Raw genomic sequence first — 15684 nt, forward strand, 5'->3', positions numbered from 1 at the left:
CCGCACTCGGGGCGTCTAGTCTTTCCGTTTCTTGTGCAAGAAAGGCGCAAACACTGCGCCACCCTCACGGGCGTATAAAACGCTATTCAAGTCGGACATACTGCCCCACTCCGCGTCCAGACGTGCGATAATATCAACCGCAGCCCGCGCCCGTTGATGCCCGATAATGCCGTCCGCAAGCGCGTGAAATTTGTCGCGCATTACCGGCGCACTCAGCGGCGCTTCGGGATCGCCCAGCGCTTCGGCCCTTTCAGACGTCAAATGGGTGCCATCACACAGCACAAGCGTCACATGGGCAAAGCGATGTGCCGGAAACGCCGCATTGTAGCCCTCATCTTCGGCAAAGATCATCCCTGCCGCCAGCCGCCGTACTTCGGCGTCCGCAAACGCGGCTGCCGACACTTCATGCGCGCCAACACGACCATGCACCATGCCAACAGCCGTTGGATACGCCGTCGAATACTGCGCCTCCTCGGTGGTCTTGGGGTGTCGCACGGCAAGCCGCACAGATTGATGGAATGTGGTGACTTCAATGCGCTCGACATCCGTGCTCACCAGCCCGTGTGCCAGCCGCAGATCCAGCACCGCCTGAAGCGGCGGCTGCGCCCAACGACACACAGGATACAGCTTGATGTAGTGTTCAAATACGTAGTGTCGTGTTCCCAGATCAGCCCAAATATCGGCTACATCCGCGCCATCCACCGTCACCGCTGGCGCGCCACTAAACCCGTCAGCGGCCAAATACGCGGCCGATACCCCTGCCATCGCACCCCAACCGGACCCGTCTTTCACCATCGTGGGGTGATCGATGCAGCGCATCATCTGGCTGCGTGGCCCATGATATTCAGCAATCCCCATCGCCTCGCGGGTTTGCGCGCGCGTCAGCCCCAAAGCCCGCGCACCGAGCGCGGCACAAGCCACAGCAATCCACGCCCCAGACGTATGATAATCGCTGGCGGTGCGGTGCAACGCGATCCCTGCCCGCGTGCCAATTTCATATCCTGCAACCAATGCGGTTAACAATTCACGCGGATCATCACAGGCTTGCGCCTCCATCAATGCCAGCGCGGACGGAAATACCCCACACCCCACATGCCCCTTGGTCAGCTTTTGCCCGTCATGACCGTCCAACGCATCAATTGTCATACCACCTGCCAACGCCGCCCCCGCCGCACTGACATGTCGCCCATCCAGCAACATGCGCGCGTGACCGCCGCCAAAATGACCCGCCGCATGGTCGCGAATGATTCGTGACAGGTCTGTCTGCGCCCCGCCCAGTGCAACGCCGTACAGATCCAATACCAACCGTTTCGCCATGACAATTGCCTCAGGCGACACATCGCTGAACTTCAAATCATGGACGTAGTCATAAACCGATGGTGCCATTTCAATGTCCTCTTGCACACCAGACTGCACCAAAACGGCCACAAAAAAAGCCCTCCAGTCATAATAACCAGAGGGCCTGTCCCCACACACTTGGGGGGTGCATGGGGGTATGCGCGATAAAAGGTCGGCGGAGCGATCTACCACACTAGACGCGCAATTCCTGTTTATTCAGTACCACCAGCTTATTCGGGAATTGGCATCAGTCCGACACCTTGCGCGGCCGCAACCTCGGCCATATCAAGCAGGCCATCGCCCGTCGTATCCATCGCCAAAAAATCGACGCTGGTAATGTCGGGGTACATCGATCCGACTTCGGGGTAGCTGTAAAATCCATCACCGTTCACATCGATCATCGGATCGGCATCTTGCGCCATTGCGGGGCCTGCAATCAGGGGGATCAAGGCGAAAACCGCAGTGCTCAGCTTGGTCATCTTCAACATAACAATCTCTCCTTTGGACATGAAAGAACGCGTTTTTTTTGCGTCCCGTAACACGTGCGAGCCCACGCCAATGTCCGGTGACTTACAACACGCAGAACACGTTGTTTTGCGCAAGGGGGCGCGCGTTTACGCCCCCTGTTTCGGCGGACCAACGCCACCCGAAGCCGCCACGCAAATTCCAGCTTATACCAGCGTGAATTTTTGGCGATGCCCCCCCAAAAAAAAACTCGCCCAAACCCGTCCTTGGCTCCCTTAGCCAGCAAAGCCCCCCCTATGGCGATGTCGTGGTGAGAAAAGACAGTGTCGCGCACTTGCCAGATCAGGCGCGCTGATTGTGTTAAATTTTGCCCAGCGCCGCGCAAAGGACATCACCATGGCCCAAAATCAAACCGCGATCGATCTCTCATCGGTTCGCCGCCCAGTATCCACAGCAAACGGGCTGCCTAACGCACATTACACCGATCCAGATGTGTTCAAATCCGAAAGCCGCGCGGTGCTCCACGCATCATGGGCCGGTCTTGCCGTCGGGGCAGACGTCCCGGAAAACGGCGACGCAAAACCGCTAGAATTCCTCGGCATCCCGCTGTTGCTGCTGCGCGATAAAGACGGCGACGTGCGGGTGTTCCAAAACATCTGCCGGCACCGTGGCATGATCCTTGTGGATACGCCCCGCAGGATCGAAGGCGCCATCCGCTGCCCCTATCATTCGTGGTGCTATTCGACCAAAGGCACGCTTGTCTCAACCCCCCATGTCGGCGGCCCCGGTCACAACACCCATGATGCGATTGTTAAAGAAGACCTCGGTCTGATCGAAGTGCGCAGCCATATCTGGCGCGACTTGGTCTTCATCAATCTGGATGGCACCGCTGATGGGTTCGAGGTTGTCAACGCTGACCTTATTGCGCGATGGCATGAACACACGGCCCCAATCTATCATGGCGGCGCGGACAGCACATTTGCGCTCGATGTGGCGTGCAATTGGAAGCTGGCGGTGGAAAACTACGCCGAAAGCTATCATCTGCCGTGGATTCACCCCGGCCTGAACAGTTATTCACGGCTTGAAGATCACTATCACATCGAACAGCCAATTTCTTCATCGGGAACCGGCGCGTTCAGCGGCCAAGGCACACTGGTCTATCGCCAACTCACCGGGGACGACGGTGCAATCTTCCCAGATTTTGCCGGCCTGTCTGACAAATGGGATGAAGGCGCTGAATACATCTGCCTGTACCCCAACGTCTTGCTCGCCGCCCAGCGCGAACATGCCTACGCGATCCTGCTTGAACCCACCGCGACCAACCACACCATCGAACACGTTCACATCTATTACGCATCGCCAGACACAGACGCGGCCCTGCGCGCCACCAACACGGCCCAGTGGAAAGACATCTTCAAAGAAGACATTGGCGTCGTTGAAGGCATGCAAAAGGGGCGCGCCGCCATCGGGTTTGACGGTGGCCGCTTCTCCCCCGTGATGGACAGCCCGACGCATTGCTTTCATGATTGGGTTGCTGCAAAAATGGGCGCCATTGCGGGCACATGAATGACCTCAACACCCAACTTATCAACGCACACGCCTGTGGTGACAGCTCGGCCTTGGTGACGCTCTATGAATCTGCGGCAGATCAGGCCGCCACAGTGGACGCCGCGTGCTTCTTCCTCACCCATGCCTATATCTTCGCGCTGGACTTTGGGCACGCCGATATCACCCGCCTTCACGCACGGCTTTCTGAACACGGCCGCGTCTAGCCGTAAAATCCCAAGGGGGCGCTGCCCCCGCTTCGCACCCCCGGGATATTTGTGAGACAAAGACCCATCACCTTTCCCTTCTGCGCAGCACCTGATAAATGTCTGACAAATAATGTTTAATCGACAGGACACGCCATGACCCCGCGCAACATCATCATCGACACGGACCCCGGCCAAGATGACGCCGTGGCGATCTTGCTGGCTTTGGCCTCTCCTGAAGACGTCAACGTCCTTGGCGTCACCACCGTCGCGGGCAACGTGCCGCTTGACTTGACCCAAAAGAATGCCCGCATCATCTGTGAATTGGCGGGCTTTCCCGACACGCTGGTCTTTGCGGGCTGTGACAGGCCGCTGAACCGCCCGCTGGTCACCGCCGAACACGTGCATGGCAAAACCGGATTGGACGGCCCGCAACTGGCCACGCCAACCATGCCCCTGCAAGACCAACACGCGGTGGATTGGATTATCGACACGCTGCGCGCAGCACCCGAAAAATCAATCACGCTGTGCCCGCTCGGCCCACTGACCAATATCGCAACCGCCCTGCAACGCGCCCCTGACATCAAACTGGCCATTGCTGAAATCGTTCTCATGGGCGGTGGTTTTTTTGCGGGCGGCAACATTACCCCGACAGCTGAATTCAACATCTATGTTGATCCACACGCCGCCGACATCGTGTTTAAGTCCGGCCTGCCGCTGACCGTGATGCCGCTGGATGTGACCCACAAAGCCCTGACCACCAAAGCCCGCGTCGACACCTTTCGCGCCATGGGCACCGAAGTCGGCCGCATGACCGCCGAATGGACCGACTTTTTCGAACGCTTCGATAAGGGAAAATACGGCTCGGATGGCGCACCGCTGCACGACCCCACCGTCATCGCCTACCTGATCGCCCCAAGCCTGTTCACCGGCCGCCACATCAACGTGGAAATCGAAACCCAAAGTGAGCTGACCATGGGCATGACCGTTGCCGACTGGTGGGGCGTTACAGACCGCGCACCCAACTGCACATTCATGGGTGACATCGACGCTGACGGCTTCTTTGCATTGCTGGCAGAACGTTTGGCGCGTCTGGGGTAAAACAACGATATTGATGCCCGTCTTACTTGTCAGGTGATTTTCAAGTGCTACAGTTTGCTACAGCATAGAATAGAGGGATCAAAATCATGCCAGATAGAGTCAGCCGCCCCGGCAATCGCCTCATGGACCGGCCTGAGTATAAATCAAAACAGCGGCCACTGACCTGTTCACCCGACACCAGCATCTTTGACGCTGTCACCTCGATGTCCGAAAAGAATTTCGGGGCTGTCATCGTCGTTGACCCTGACAAAAAGGTTCTTGGCGTCGTCACCGAACGCGATGTGATGAACAAGCTGGTCGCCCTAGAACTGGATGCCCGTAAGACCGCCGTGTCTGACATAATGACAAAAGACCCGCGCGTGGCAAGTGAATCCGACGATATGCTGGACTGGCTCAGGATAATGTCCAATGAACGGTTCCGACGTCTTCCTGTTGTAGATGATAACGGACAAATCAAAGCTGTCTTCACTCAGGGTGATTTCGTGTCCTACACGTGGCCGGATTTGATGTACCAAATGAAATCAATCGCGACGGCAACCGTCACCAAGAATTGGCCCTTCTTCCTGATTGGTGGTGGCCTCGCGTTGTATTCATTGCTCATGGTTCTGGTTATAAGCTTTATAAATTAAGCCATCGGGCGATATCGTCCTAGCGCGCATTGCGACCATTTGCTTGTCTAACAGCATCCTGCAAACCGGTCGTAATGCTGCCAGCCAATGCGGCGATGCCTTTGGCGCGTCAGACGCTAAAAAGCGGCTTCACCATCCCCAAGACTGACGTTAATTTCGACAAACTGCAGTCGTGATCGGGTGGCCCACACTTATCAAAGCCGCGCGGACTGGTGGGCGCGTCCATCGAAACCGCAGCTATATTACCCAATTGCACCAATGCGGCTTTGAAACGACCCAGTCCATGGCATCAACCAACCTGCCAAGCGAAGCCTGATCCGGATGAGTGACAAACACCCAACCAGAAAGGCAGACTTTCAACCCGTCTGTCCTTTCTACATAGCAAAGAGTATGGACTGATTTCACCATCCCAAAGGCTGCCGCTATGACCACCGCCATTCACCTTGCCAAACCCGAAGACCAACCGCGCCTGTTGACGCTAATCGCAGCCTTCCACGCTGAATACGGCATTGAGCGGAGCGACGATCAACGTAGCGCCGCGCTGATGCCACTTCTGCAAGGCTCGCCACTTGGGGCGGCATGGGTGTTCGGCCCCTCCAAAGCCCCAACAGGCTACACGATCATCACATTTGGCTGGTCGATGGAAATGGGCGGCCTGGATGCCTTTGTCGATGAACTGTTCATCCGCCCCAGCGTGCGCAAACGCGGCATCGCATCCGAAGTGTTGATGGCGATCTCGTCCAGCCTCGCGGATGTTGGCGTCAAGGCGTTGCACGTTCAGACGGACCGCAGCGATGATGCCACACAGCGGCTTTATACGCGGGCCCATTTCAAGTTGCGTGATCGCTATTCCCTGATGACGCGGATGCTCTAACTAAAAATATATGCAGATCGCCTGTGTACAGGATGTGTACGCGTTGTGTACGCTGTATGCCAAACCACCAAAGGCCCTCAAAAATGCCCCTGAACATCCCGTTTGATACGACATATCTGACCCTACCGGCGCGGTTTTATTCCAAGCTGGACGCGGCCCCCGTCAGCGCCCCGAACCTCATCGTGTTCAACCATGCGCTGGCCGCTGAACTGGGGCTGGATACGTCGGGCATGACCGATGAAGACGCAGCTAACTTGTTCTCAGGAAACGATATTCCTGACAACGCAACGCCCTTCGCCCAAGTCTACGCGGGCCACCAGTTTGGCGGGTTTTCGGCGCAACTCGGTGATGGTCGCGCTTTGCATTTGGGCGAAATCAACACGCCATCTGGTCGCGTCGACATCCAACTCAAAGGCTCCGGCCCGACGCCCTATTCGCGCAACGGCGACGGGCGCGCTTGGGTCGGCCCCGTGTTGCGCGAATACCTGATGTCATGCGCCATGCACGCTCTTGATATTCCAACAACAAAGGTACTGGCTGCGGTGACAACTGGCGACTCTATTGGGCGCGAACAAGGCCGCCTACCCGGCGCCATCCTAACCCGCGTCGCCGCGTCCCACATCCGTGTCGGAACCTTCCAATACTTTGCCGCCCAGCGCGACGTTGAGGCATTGAAAATGCTGACAGAATACACAATAAACCGCCATTACCCCGACGCCAAAGACCCCTTGCAACTGTTTGAAATGGTGATGCAAAAGCACGCAACACTGGTGGCAAAATGGACGTCAGTGGGCTTTATCCACGGTGTAATGAACACCGACAACGTCGCGATAGCGGGCGAAACCATCGACTACGGCCCCTGTGCCTTTATTGACAGCTATCACCCGGATACTGTGTTCAGTTCCATCGATCGCCAAGGGCGCTATGCCTACAGCAATCAAGGACCGATAACCCACTGGAATCTCGCGCAATTTGCGACGTCCTTGGTGCAGATCATGCCCGACACCGACACAGCCGTAGAAGATTTCACCGCCCGTCTTAACCAATTCCCAACCCTGTTCGATTATGAATGGGCCAAAGCCTTTGCGCCAAAACTTGGGTTGCCACAAAACGACGACACCACTGCACTGGCCAAAGACCTGCTGGTGCATATGGCCGACGCTGGCGCGGACTTTACCAACACGTTCAATGCTTTGGACGAAACTGAAACCGCCTACCCTGACTGGCACGCGACATGGCGCGCGGCCAAGCCGAATGACGCGCTGTGGCGCAAAACCAATCCCGCGATCATCCCGCGCACCCATAAGATCGAACAGGCAATCACCGCAGCCACAATAGGAAATTTCGCACCCTTCCACGCCATGCTCGCAGCACTTCAGGACCCGTTCACACCAAATGCGGATTACGCACATCCCCCTAAAGAGGCTGAGAAAATACATCAAACCTTCTGCGGAACTTAACGCTTCTTTGGTTCTTAAATACCTAACCCACGCAGCGATTTGAACGCCATCAGAAGTTATTCCGCCAGCATCCACGCCCCATCGGGCCAGAACGCATCATAGGCAAAGGCGAACATCACGTCGTGGGCCAGATCATTGCCCGCCGCATCACGCACCCGCACAGTGCCCACATCGCGCCCCCTTCCGATGTCTTGCGTATCAAGCGCCGACGCTTGCCCGGCGGTCCAACTCAGCACGACACCGTTTTCCGTAATTTCACCAGCCGCTGCGACCCGCGTCATCGGCCAAGCAGCGTCCCCGACACGCACAACCCGGGCAAGCGCTGGAATATCATGTGGCGGCATCTCACCGGAATACAGGAACGGTCGGTTGGAACTGTCATATTGCACATAGGGATTGGCGCCATAGTTGCGCGGAAAATCAGGCTCGGCCATGACCCAACCGTCGGGATTGCGCGCTTCGAACTCTGACCAGCTTTCCATCCATGATGGCAGTGTTTGCAGCTCGGTTCCTGTCAAATCGCCGACGATGGCTTCCCCAATGGCTTGCTGCCACCAGCTTTCGGTTTCACGATCAAACATGATCATATCGGAATTTCGCAGCTTGCCAGACACACCAAATGTCAGAACGCCCGCATCGGTGCGCCGATCAAACGTGATGCCAGAATTGCACAGCGGGCAGAACGTCACCGCGACGGGAATTCCGCCGACCTCGTCATTCACAATCTCATGCCAAATCAAAAAGCGGATCGGATAGGCGCGCGGGGTTTCCCCTTGTATTTCCAATGTGATAACAGGTTCACGGGCCGTCAGTTCTGCCTCATCTGAGACGGAAATAAACGACGGGTCATCCAGCGCAGGAATACCGTCTTTCGGCGGCCCACCGGACATAATTTCCACCCAGCTTTCAACGTTGGTATTCTCAAAATCCGTATTCGGCCATTCGTTGCGCCAGAATTCCGGGCTGGCCCAAACGCCAGATGCAAAACCTGTCGCCATCAGTGATACCACCAGTGCTAAAACGCGCATCGAATTTCTCCCATTTGTTCCCCCTAAACGTAAGAGGGGCCAGACATCTCTGCCTAGCCCCTCAACGTCATTGTGATTTGGCCGCGATCTATTGCGTCGCAGCGTCTACGATTTCGGTCAGCTCATCAGCGCTGATCACGCGAACAACATCCATCGCATCAGCGTCACCGATCACCGCGCCATTTGGCCCGTCGCCAAGTTTGATCGCGTCAACCACGTCCATGCCAGCGACCACTTCACCAACAATGGTATATTGACCGTCCAAGAACGCACCATCATCAAACATGATGAAAAACTGGCTGTTGGCCGAGTTCGGGTTCTGCGACCGCGCCATGCCGACCATGCCACGGGTGAACGACAGCTCTGTCGTCGCCTCAAGCGCGATATCGTTAAGCTCGGAACTGCCCGTGCCTGCGCGGCGCATATCAAACTGATCATCCGTCATATCGCCAAACTGAACGTCGCCCGTCTGTGCCATAAAGCCATCAATCACGCGGTGAAACACCACGCCATCATAGGCCCCGTCTGCCGCCAAAGCGGTGATTTGTGCCGCGTGAAGCGGTGCAATATCTTCAAACAAGTCAATGAAAACCGTCCCAGTCGCATCACCCGTCACATCAATCCCAATGCCGTCAGCGCCTGCAGCCCCTGCCAGAAGTGTCGCAAAAACTGCGCCCTTAAGCATCTGCGGCGACCTTCATCGAAATCATCCGGTCGGGGGCCGTTGGCGGCTCACCACGGGTGAGCTTGTCTACATGTTCCATGCCCGACGACACCATGCCGTACACCGTGTACTGGCCGTTCAGAAAATCATTGTCGCCAAAGTTGATGAAAAACTGGCTGTTGGCCGAATTCGGGCTGGATGAACGCGCCGCACCAATGGACCCACGTGCGTGCGGGATCTTGGAAAATTCAGCAGGAAGATCGGGCATGTCGGACCCACCTGTGCCAGCGCGGCCAATGTTGAAATCGTTTTCCATGTTGCCATTGGCGACATCGCCAGTCTGCGCCATGAAACCGTCAATGACGCGGTGGAACGCCACGTTGTCATAGGCACCCGAACGCACGAGCTCTTTCATACGCTCAACATGCTTTGGTGCGATGTCTGGCAGCAATTCAATGGTAACGGTCCCATTGCTCAATTCCATCAGGATCGTGTTTTCTGGGTCTTTGATCTCGGCCATCTTTAAGGCTCCTTAACTTGAATACATTGCCGCATTACCTAGTGCGGGTCGCCCCCGATTCCAAGATGCGATTCCAAGACGCGGTTGACCATGCGACACCGATTGCCCATGACATGACAACATTGACAGGAGAGCATCATGAGCTGGAACACACTCGACGACATGGATTTGGCAGGCAAAGTGGTGCTGACGCGGGTTGATATCAACGTCCCTGTTAAGGGTGGCGTTGTAACTGATGCCACGCGGATCGAACGGATCAAGCCAACGATCATGAATATTCTTCGCAAGGGTGGCAAGCCCGTCCTGCTGGCGCACTTTGGTCGCCCCAAAGGCGAATATGTGCCTGAGATGTCGTTGAAAGTAACCATCCCGACACTGGAAAAGGTTCTTGGCCGCGCTGTGACATTCATTGAACGCCCCGATCGCGCCACCATTGACGCGGCACCAGCAGATGCGGTGATCCTGATCGAAAACACCCGCTTTTCCGCAATGGAAGAAGCCAATGACCCCAAAATGGCTGGATTTCTGGCGGGTTTGGGCGATGTGTTTTGCAACGATGCATTTTCGGCTGCACACCGCGCCCATGCCTCCACCACGGGCGTGGCGGAATTGTTGCCCAATTGTGCGGGACGCTTGATGGCCGAAGAACTTGACGCTTTGGAAAAGGCGCTTGGCGATCCGCAGCGCCCCGTTGTGGCTGTGGTTGGCGGCGCGAAAGTGTCAACGAAGCTCGACCTGCTCGGCAACCTGATCGCACGCGTCGATTCAATCATCATCGGTGGTGGCATGGCCAACACGTTCTTGGCCGCGCAGGGTCACGATGTAGGGAAATCCTTATGCGAACATGATCTTGCAGGGACGGCGCAGGACATTATGGCAAAGGCGAAGACGGCCAATTGCAGCCTTTTGCTGCCATGTGACGTAGTCGTGGCTGCTGAATTCAAGACAGGTGCGGCGAACCAAACTGTCGCCGCTGACGCCTGTCCACCCGATATGATGATCCTTGATGCGGGCCCGAAATCCGTCGCCCAGATCAAGACACTGTTTGAAACCGCCAAGACCGTGATCTGGAACGGCCCCCTTGGTGCGTTCGAAATTGACCCGTTCCACAAGGCCACTTTTGCTGCGGCCAAAGCTGCTGCGGACCTGACCAAATCCGGCAACCTGATCACTGTGGCGGGTGGCGGCGACACCGTGGCTGCGCTTAACCTTGCGGGCGTGGCGGATGATTTCACCTATATCTCATCGGCGGGCGGGGCTTTTCTAGAATGGATGGAGGGAAAGACACTCCCCGGTGTCGCGGTCCTTGGTGGTTAAAAGGGAGATGGTTAACGGCGGAGGTGGATAAGCAACACCAGCCCCCTGTTAGCGCGACCAGTTAGCGCAACCATAATTGTTGCACCTTTGGCCGTCCAGTATGTAGCACTTCAATGCATCAAAAGGACCGCCCACATGACCAATGCGATGACCGACTTAATCCGCAACGGCCAAGGCTTTATCGCCGCGCTGGATCAATCGGGTGGGTCCACCCCCAAGGCGCTAATGGCCTACGGTGTGTCCGAGGCTGCCTATTCCAATGACGATCAAATGTTCGACTTGATCCACAACATGCGTGCACGCATCGTTAACGCCCCCAGCTTCAGCGGCGACAAAGTCATTGGCGCGATCCTGTTTGAAATGACGATGGATCGCGACATTGGCGGCAAACCGTCTGCTGCCGCACTATGGCAAGACAACGGCGTCGTTCCGTTCCTGAAGATCGACAAGGGTCTTGAGGTTGAATCCGACGGCGTGCAACTGCTAAAACCGATCCCGAACTTGGACCATCTGTTGCAACGCGCAGTGGCGCACGGCGTCTTCGGCACGAAAGAACGCTCGGTCATCCACGCGGCGTCGCAGTCCGGCATCGACGCCATCGTTGCGCAGCAATTCGAACTTGGCGCACAGGTCACCAGCCACGGGCTGATGCCGATCCTTGAACCAGAGATTAATATCACCATCACCGACAAGGCGCAGGCCGAAGATATGCTGCGTGACACGCTTTTACGCCATCTGGACGCCCTGTCCGACGGCCAGCAAGTGATGTTGAAACTGTCGCTGCCAGAGGTTGCGGGCCAATACAAAATACTCGCCGACCATCCTGCATGCCTGAAGGTCGTGGCGCTTTCTGGTGGCTTTTCACGCGATGAAGCCAACGAACGCCTGTCCAAAAACCCGTCCATCGTCGCCAGCTTCAGCCGTGCCTTGACCGAAGGCCTGTCAGCGCACCAGTCCGACGACGAATTCAAGGCAACACTTGGCCGGACCATCGACAGCATTTTTGCGGCCTCAATCGCGTAAGCCACCAAATCCGTTCAAAGGATTTGCGCACAGACTTTCGGCGAAAGTCTATACCTACGCGAAAAATACCTGTCATCCCCCACATAAAGGGGATTCCCAAGACGAATCATATGTGCGATTCTGGCCCCAAGTGAACCGTTCGAGTTTGCAAAGTGAGGCAGAGACACATGAACCGCAGACGCGCGCCAATCGGCGTCCTACTTTACTTTTCGGGCGCCCTGATGCTGGGGCTCTATTTCACTTTTGCCGCTGTGCAGGGTGATTTTGGTGTGTTCAAACGGGCTGAAATTGACGCCGAAGGTCGCGCGTTGACACAAGAACTGGCCTTGTTGCAAACGCAAGTCGACCGATTGGAAAACCTGACACGCCGCTTGTCTGACACATTCCTTGATCTTGATCTGTTGGATGAACAGGCCCGCGACATGCTGGGCATGATCCGCACCGACGAAATCGTTATTCGTTAAAAGCTGGGTGGAACGTGACACCGCCCGCAGGCGCGCCCGTGAACGGCAACACCAGAATGTGATCTGCAAGTTTCCCCGGATGGGTCACGGAAGCGGCTTTTTCGAACCCAAAGCGCGCATAATAATTGGCGTCCCCCGCAAGCACGATCCCGTCACGGTGCAACGACTGCGCCACCCCCAGCGCATGGCCCATCAAAGCTGACCCCACGCCCTGCCCTTGATGTTGCGGCGTAACCGAAAGGGGGCCGACACATAGGTACCGCTGCGTGCCAATCTTTGCGGGCGACAGGGCAACCTGCCCGATGATGTTCCCTTTCAGGACTGCCACAAGCGACAACACAAGCCCGCCGCCGTCCCGCAAGCCGTTCAGAATATCCGCTTCATCGCCCCCTGCGTAGGCTTTGCCCGCAAAAGCACGGTTCACAATATCGGTAATCGCGTCGATATCTGCATCGGCTTCTTGTCTGATTTTCCACTTCATAGGCCTGTTTTGCAGCCCCTATGCGCTGGGCGCAAGGCGGCAATTCAACGGGGTCTTGCCCCATCGTCACATTGGCTGTCGATTTTTGCGGTTTACCCCTGTAGGAGATAGTTTAATACTAAACTATATTTTGTAGACCTTTCGCAGACCCCACTGGAGGACGCATGCCCGCCAAGAAAACGTTAAAGAAACCAAATGTTTCTGCTGAAGAATTGCTCGGTTATTACCGTGAGATGCTTCTTATTCGTCGATTCGAAGAAAAGGCTGGCCAGCTTTATGGCATGGGTCTGATCGGCGGGTTCTGCCACCTTTACATCGGCCAAGAAGCCGTCGTTGTCGGCCTTGAGGCCGCAACAAAGGAAGGCGACAAACGCATTACGACATACCGCGACCACGGTCACATGCTGGCCTGCGGGATGGATCCCAAAGGTGTCATGGCTGAGCTAACGGGGCGCCAAGATGGCTACTCCAGAGGCAAGGGTGGCTCGATGCACATGTTTTCCGCAGAAAAACACTTTTACGGCGGTCACGGAATCGTCGGGGCGAACGTACCACTTGGCGCGGGCCTCGCATTTTCAGATAAATATCGCGGCAACGACAATGTGACGTTTACATATTTTGGCGATGGCGCAGCGAACCAAGGTCAAGTCTACGAAACATTCAACATGGCCGCCCTTTGGGACCTGCCGGTGATTTTTGTAATCGAAAATAACCAGTACGCCATGGGCACCAGCCAAGCGCGTTCGACGTCGACCCCCGATCTTTATACCCGTGGTGAAGCCTTTGGCATCCCCGGTGAAATTGTCGACGGGATGAACGTTCTGGCCGTGAAAGAAGCGTCCGAAAAAGCCGTGGCGCACTGCCGTTCCGGCGCGGGCCCCTATGTTCTTGAAGTCAAAACATACCGCTACCGTGGTCATTCCATGTCCGACCCCGCCAAATATCGTACCCGTGACGAAGTGCAGAAAATGCGCGAGGAACGTGACCCGATTGAGCAAGTCCGCAGCCTGCTGCTGACCGGAAAGCACGCCACTGAAGACGACCTCAAGGCGATCGACAAAGAGATCAAAGCCACCGTCAATGAGGCCGCCGAATTTGCCAAAGAAAGCCCTGAGCCGCATTTGGACGAACTTTGGACCGACATCTACGCAGAAGATACTCTGCCGCAGGAGACAGCATAATGGCTATCGAACTTCTTATGCCCGCGCTTTCCCCGACGATGGAAGAAGGCACACTGGCAAAATGGCTCGTCAAAGAAGGCGACACAGTTAAATCCGGCGACATCTTGGCCGAGATTGAAACCGACAAGGCGACAATGGAATTTGAGGCGACGGACGAAGGTATCGTCGGAAAAATCTTGATTCCCGAGGGCACCGAAGGCGTGAAGGTGAACACCCCCATCGCCCTCATCGGTGACGAAGGCGAGGACATGTCAGCCGCAGCCTCAACGCCTACAGCGCCCGTTAGACAAGAAGACACGCCAGCAGACAAGGCACCCGCCTCCCCCGCTGTGGCATCATCAAGCGCGATCGAATTTGCGCCATCCGACACGTCACCTGACTGGCCGGCTGGCACTGAAATGAAATCGATGACGGTCCGTGAGGCCCTCAATGAAGCGATGATCGAAGAAATGGAGCGCGACGAAAACGTGTTCCTGATCGGTGAAGAAGTCGCCGAATACGAAGGTGCCTATAAGATATCGCAAGGCATGCTGGATAAATTCGGCGACAAACGCGTCATCGACACGCCGATCACTGAACACGGCTTTGCTGGTATCGCCGTTGGTGCGGCGTTTGGTGGCTTACGTCCAATCGTCGAATTCATGACGTGGAACTTCGCGATGCAGGCGATTGATCAGATCATCAACTCTGCGGCCAAGACATTGTATATGTCGGGCGGGCAGATGGGCGCGCCAATGGTGTTTCGCGGTCCAAACGGGGCGGCCGCTCGCGTCGGTGCCCAGCATTCCCAGGATTACACTGCATGGTATGCGATGGTTCCCGGCCTAAAGGTTGTGTCGCCATATTCAGCATCCGACGCCAAGGGCCTAATGAAAACTGCCATTCGCGACAACAACCCTATCATCTTCCTTGAAAACGAAATCCTCTACGGTCGTTCGTTCGAAGTGCCCGTGACGGATAATTTCACCATTCCGTTCGGTAAGGCCAAGGTCGAAGTTGAAGGCACAGACGTGACAATTGTATCGTTCAGCATCGGCATGACCTACGCGCTGGAAGCCGCAGAAAAACTGGCTGCTGAAGGGATTTCTGCGGAAGTCATTAACCTGCGCACCCTGCGCCCGATTGATTATGCAACGATCCTAGAATCCGTTAAGAAAACAAACCGTTGCGTGACAGTCGAAGAAGGCTGGCCCGTCGGGTCCATCGGCAACCACCTCGGTGCTACGATCATGCAAGAGGCATTTGATTACCTCGACGCGCCAGTGATCAATTGCACTGGCAAAGATGTGCCGATGCCTTATGCTGCCAACCTTGAAAAACAAGCACTGCTGACGACAGACGACGTGATCGCCGCCGTGAAAAAAGTCACCTACCGTTAAGGAGCACAG

General features: G+C 56.2%; 17 protein-coding genes. 11 read left to right on the forward strand and 6 right to left on the reverse strand.

From position 1 onward, the window contains the following. Positions 1–15: 15 nt before the first annotated feature. Positions 16–1428 carry an MmgE/PrpD family protein gene (locus OAN307_RS14065; RefSeq protein ID WP_015500351.1) on the reverse strand — a complete coding sequence of 471 codons (1413 nt, stop codon included), beginning with the start codon at positions 1426–1428 and terminating at the stop codon, positions 16–18. Positions 1429–1568: 140 nt separating this feature from the next. Continuing rightward, positions 1569–1826: an EF-hand domain-containing protein gene (locus OAN307_RS14070; RefSeq protein WP_015500352.1), complete on the reverse strand. Its 258-nt coding sequence runs from the start codon at positions 1824–1826 to the stop codon at positions 1569–1571. A 373-nt stretch (positions 1827–2199) separates the two neighbouring features. Here OAN307_RS14070 and OAN307_RS14075 point away from each other — a divergent pair, with 373 nt between their 5' ends. The 6 genes from OAN307_RS14075 (at position 2200) to OAN307_RS14100 (ending at position 7618) form a co-directional block, all read left to right on the forward strand. After that, positions 2200–3369 carry an aromatic ring-hydroxylating oxygenase subunit alpha gene (locus OAN307_RS14075; protein ID WP_015500353.1) on the forward strand — a complete coding sequence of 390 codons (1170 nt, stop codon included), beginning with the start codon at positions 2200–2202 and terminating at the stop codon, positions 3367–3369. Continuing rightward, positions 3366–3575, forward strand: a complete 210-nt coding sequence (locus tag OAN307_RS14080; protein WP_044043773.1) for a hypothetical protein — start codon at positions 3366–3368, stop codon at positions 3573–3575. Before OAN307_RS14075 ends, OAN307_RS14080 begins: the two co-directional genes overlap by 4 nt. Positions 3576–3710: 135 nt before the next feature. Then, a complete protein-coding gene (locus OAN307_RS14085; protein WP_015500354.1) occupies positions 3711–4655 on the forward strand; it encodes a nucleoside hydrolase in 945 nt (314 codons plus the stop codon). Positions 4656–4741: 86 nt separating this feature from the next. Continuing rightward, entirely contained in the window at positions 4742–5284 is a 543-nt protein-coding gene (locus OAN307_RS14090; RefSeq protein WP_015500355.1) for a CBS domain-containing protein, read from the forward strand. 424 nt (positions 5285–5708) lie between these two features. Then, positions 5709–6158: a GNAT family N-acetyltransferase gene (locus tag OAN307_RS14095; RefSeq protein WP_015500356.1), complete on the forward strand. Its 450-nt coding sequence runs from the start codon at positions 5709–5711 to the stop codon at positions 6156–6158. An 83-nt stretch (positions 6159–6241) separates the two neighbouring features. Then, positions 6242–7618: a protein adenylyltransferase SelO gene (locus OAN307_RS14100; RefSeq protein ID WP_044043776.1), complete on the forward strand. Its 1377-nt coding sequence runs from the start codon at positions 6242–6244 to the stop codon at positions 7616–7618. Between the two features lie 56 nt (positions 7619–7674). Here the strand turns inward: OAN307_RS14100 and OAN307_RS14105 are convergent, their stop codons facing one another. The 3 genes from OAN307_RS14105 to OAN307_RS14115 all read right to left on the reverse strand — a co-directional run bounded on the left by OAN307_RS14105 (position 7675) and on the right by OAN307_RS14115 (position 9830). Further along, positions 7675–8646, reverse strand: coding sequence for a DUF3179 domain-containing protein (locus OAN307_RS14105; RefSeq protein ID WP_015500358.1), 972 nt, complete (start codon positions 8644–8646; stop codon positions 7675–7677). 88 nt (positions 8647–8734) lie between these two features. Continuing rightward, the gene (locus OAN307_RS14110) at positions 8735–9331 is read right to left on the reverse strand and encodes a peptidylprolyl isomerase (protein WP_015500359.1); all 597 of its coding nucleotides are present in this window, start codon (positions 9329–9331) and stop codon (positions 8735–8737) included. Then, positions 9324–9830, reverse strand: coding sequence for a peptidylprolyl isomerase (locus OAN307_RS14115; RefSeq protein WP_015500360.1), 507 nt, complete (start codon positions 9828–9830; stop codon positions 9324–9326). Before OAN307_RS14115 ends, OAN307_RS14110 begins: the two co-directional genes overlap by 8 nt. Before the next feature lie 138 nt (positions 9831–9968). Here OAN307_RS14115 and OAN307_RS14120 point away from each other — a divergent pair, with 138 nt between their 5' ends. The 3 genes from OAN307_RS14120 (at position 9969) to OAN307_RS14130 (ending at position 12634) form a co-directional block, all read left to right on the forward strand. Next, on the forward strand, positions 9969–11147 hold the full coding sequence (locus OAN307_RS14120) for a phosphoglycerate kinase (protein WP_015500361.1): 1179 nt from the start codon (positions 9969–9971) through the stop codon (positions 11145–11147). Positions 11148–11282: 135 nt separating this feature from the next. Further along, positions 11283–12170: a fructose bisphosphate aldolase gene (locus tag OAN307_RS14125; protein ID WP_015500362.1), complete on the forward strand. Its 888-nt coding sequence runs from the start codon at positions 11283–11285 to the stop codon at positions 12168–12170. A gap of 167 nt (positions 12171–12337) precedes the next feature. Further along, a complete protein-coding gene (locus OAN307_RS14130) occupies positions 12338–12634 on the forward strand; it encodes an FtsB family cell division protein (RefSeq protein ID WP_015500363.1) in 297 nt (98 codons plus the stop codon). Here OAN307_RS14130 and OAN307_RS14135 read toward each other — a convergent pair. Continuing rightward, positions 12624–13115, reverse strand: coding sequence for a GNAT family N-acetyltransferase (locus OAN307_RS14135; protein WP_015500364.1), 492 nt, complete (start codon positions 13113–13115; stop codon positions 12624–12626). The genes OAN307_RS14130 and OAN307_RS14135 overlap by 11 nt on opposite strands. A gap of 164 nt (positions 13116–13279) precedes the next feature. Here OAN307_RS14135 and pdhA point away from each other — a divergent pair, with 164 nt between their 5' ends. Continuing rightward, the gene (gene pdhA / locus OAN307_RS14140) at positions 13280–14296 is read left to right on the forward strand and encodes a pyruvate dehydrogenase (acetyl-transferring) E1 component subunit alpha (RefSeq protein WP_044043780.1); all 1017 of its coding nucleotides are present in this window, start codon (positions 13280–13282) and stop codon (positions 14294–14296) included. Continuing rightward, the gene (locus tag OAN307_RS14145; protein WP_015500366.1) at positions 14296–15675 is read left to right on the forward strand and encodes a pyruvate dehydrogenase complex E1 component subunit beta; all 1380 of its coding nucleotides are present in this window, start codon (positions 14296–14298) and stop codon (positions 15673–15675) included. Before pdhA ends, OAN307_RS14145 begins: the two co-directional genes overlap by 1 nt. Positions 15676–15684: the final 9 nt, after the last annotated feature.

The organism is Octadecabacter antarcticus 307 (genome assembly GCF_000155675.2).
GTDB lineage: Bacteria > Pseudomonadota > Alphaproteobacteria > Rhodobacterales > Rhodobacteraceae > Octadecabacter > Octadecabacter antarcticus.

Coding starts and splice junctions, on each gene's coding strand:
- OAN307_RS14085 (WP_015500354.1), top strand. CDS start 3,711: ATGACCCCGCGCAACATCATCATCGACACGGACCCCGGCCAAGATGAC.
- OAN307_RS14110 (WP_015500359.1), bottom strand. CDS start 9,331: ATGCTTAAGGGCGCAGTTTTTGCGACACTTCTGGCAGGGGCTGCAGGC.
- OAN307_RS14095 (WP_015500356.1), top strand. CDS start 5,709: ATGACCACCGCCATTCACCTTGCCAAACCCGAAGACCAACCGCGCCTG.
- OAN307_RS14105 (WP_015500358.1), bottom strand. CDS start 8,646: ATGCGCGTTTTAGCACTGGTGGTATCACTGATGGCGACAGGTTTTGCA.
- OAN307_RS14070 (WP_015500352.1), bottom strand. CDS start 1,826: ATGTTGAAGATGACCAAGCTGAGCACTGCGGTTTTCGCCTTGATCCCC.
- OAN307_RS14115 (WP_015500360.1), bottom strand. CDS start 9,830: ATGGCCGAGATCAAAGACCCAGAAAACACGATCCTGATGGAATTGAGC.
- OAN307_RS14130 (WP_015500363.1), top strand. CDS start 12,338: ATGAACCGCAGACGCGCGCCAATCGGCGTCCTACTTTACTTTTCGGGC.
- OAN307_RS14080 (WP_044043773.1), top strand. CDS start 3,366: ATGAATGACCTCAACACCCAACTTATCAACGCACACGCCTGTGGTGAC.
- OAN307_RS14125 (WP_015500362.1), top strand. CDS start 11,283: ATGACCAATGCGATGACCGACTTAATCCGCAACGGCCAAGGCTTTATC.
- OAN307_RS14100 (WP_044043776.1), top strand. CDS start 6,242: ATGCCCCTGAACATCCCGTTTGATACGACATATCTGACCCTACCGGCG.
- OAN307_RS14145 (WP_015500366.1), top strand. CDS start 14,296: ATGGCTATCGAACTTCTTATGCCCGCGCTTTCCCCGACGATGGAAGAA.
- pdhA (WP_044043780.1), top strand. CDS start 13,280: ATGCCCGCCAAGAAAACGTTAAAGAAACCAAATGTTTCTGCTGAAGAA.
- OAN307_RS14090 (WP_015500355.1), top strand. CDS start 4,742: ATGCCAGATAGAGTCAGCCGCCCCGGCAATCGCCTCATGGACCGGCCT.
- OAN307_RS14075 (WP_015500353.1), top strand. CDS start 2,200: ATGGCCCAAAATCAAACCGCGATCGATCTCTCATCGGTTCGCCGCCCA.
- OAN307_RS14135 (WP_015500364.1), bottom strand. CDS start 13,115: ATGAAGTGGAAAATCAGACAAGAAGCCGATGCAGATATCGACGCGATT.
- OAN307_RS14120 (WP_015500361.1), top strand. CDS start 9,969: ATGAGCTGGAACACACTCGACGACATGGATTTGGCAGGCAAAGTGGTG.